Annotated in this window: 1 protein-coding gene; it reads right to left on the reverse strand. The window is 77.2% G+C overall.

Annotation, left to right across the window (positions count from 1 at the left end):
• The coding region (locus tag ACGF12_RS38525; protein ID WP_393041315.1) for a polyketide synthase dehydratase domain-containing protein at positions 1–1546 on the reverse strand (1546 nt) is incomplete at both ends.

Genomic DNA, 1546 nt, shown 5'->3' on the forward strand with positions numbered 1-1546 from the left:
GGCGGATGCCGTGGTCGGTGACGAGGTGGCGGGCGACCAGGCTGCCGAGCGTGCCGGTGGCGCCGGTGATCAGCACCGTCCCGTCGGCGGCGAGGACGGCGGGAGCAGCCCCGCTGCCGGACGGCGCAGCGGCGCGGGCGGTGCGGGCGAGCTGCGGGAAGCGCAGCACGCCGGAGCGGACCGCCAGCTGCGGCTCGCCGGACGCGACGGTGGTCCGGAGGAGCTCGGCCGTGAGCGGCTGCCCGGCCTGGACGTCGAGCACGACGAAGCGGTCGGGGTTCTCCGACTGGGCGGACCGGACCAGACCCCACACCGGTGCGGCCGCGAGGTCGTCCAGGTCCTGGCCGCCGTCCACGGCGACGGCGCCGCGGGTCAGCAGGACCAGCCGGGAGGACGCGAAGCGGTCGTCGCCGAGCCAGCCCTGGAGCAGCCCCAGGACGTACGCGACGGTCTGCCGGACCGAGGCGGGCCGGTCGGCGCCCTCCTCCGACGCGAGCGGGGCCACGCAGGGTGCGAAGACGACGCCGGGAACGGCGGCCCCCGCGTCGACGGCGGCGCGCAGCTCGTCCAGGTCGGCGAACGCGGGGGCGTTCCCGCCGTCGGACGCCAGCGCGGTGGCCACGCCGAAGGGGTCCGTACCCACGACGGCGGACTCGCCGGCGGGCGCGGCCGACGCGGCCGGCGCGACGGTGGAGCCCGCCAGGGCCGGCCACTCGAGGCGGAACAGCGCGTCGTGCAGCGCGGAACCGGCTGCGGCGAGCTGCTCGGCGGAGACGGGCCGCAGGTCGAGGGCTTCGATGGTGGCGACGGGGGTGCCGGTGGTGTCCGCGACGGTGATGGTGACCGTCTCCGGTCCGGCGGCGGTGACGTGGACCCGCAGGGTGGTGGCGCCGGCGGCGGTCAGGGAGACGCCGCGCCAGGCGAAGGGCAGGCGTGCCTGGTCGCTCTCGGGCACGAAGTCACCCAGGCCGACGGCGTGGAGGGCGGCGTCGAGGAGGGCGGGGTGGAGGCCGAACCGGGCGGCGTCCGAGGCCTGCTCCGGCGCCAGCGACACCTCGGCGAACACCTCGCTGCCGCCCCGCCGCCAGGCCGCGTGCAGCCCCTGGAAGGCCGGACCGTACTCGTAGCCGATCGGGAGCAGGGCCTCGTAGTGGCCGTCGAGGTCGACCGGCGTGGCGTCGGCGGGCGGCCAGACGGTGAGCTCGGCCGCGGCGGCGGGTGCGGTGACGCGCCCGGAGACGAGGAAGCCGGTGCCGTTCTGGACCCACGGGGTGCCCTCGGGCGCGGCGTCCGGTCGGGAGTGGATCGTGACCGCGCGGCGTCCGGTGTCGTCGGGGCCGCTCACGGTGACCTGGAGGCGGACGGCGCCCTGGGTGGGGAGGACGAGCGGGGCGTGGAGGGTGAGTTCCTCGACCAGCTCGTGGCCGACCTGCTCGCCCGCCTGGAGCGCCAGTTCGACGAAGGCGGTGCCGGGGAGGATGACGGTGCCGTTGACGGCGTGGTCGGCCAGCCACGGGTGGGTGGTGAGGGAGAGTCGGCCCGTGAG

The sequence above is a fragment of the Kitasatospora sp. NPDC048296 genome, from assembly GCF_043201815.1.
Taxonomy (GTDB): domain Bacteria; phylum Actinomycetota; class Actinomycetes; order Streptomycetales; family Streptomycetaceae; genus Kitasatospora.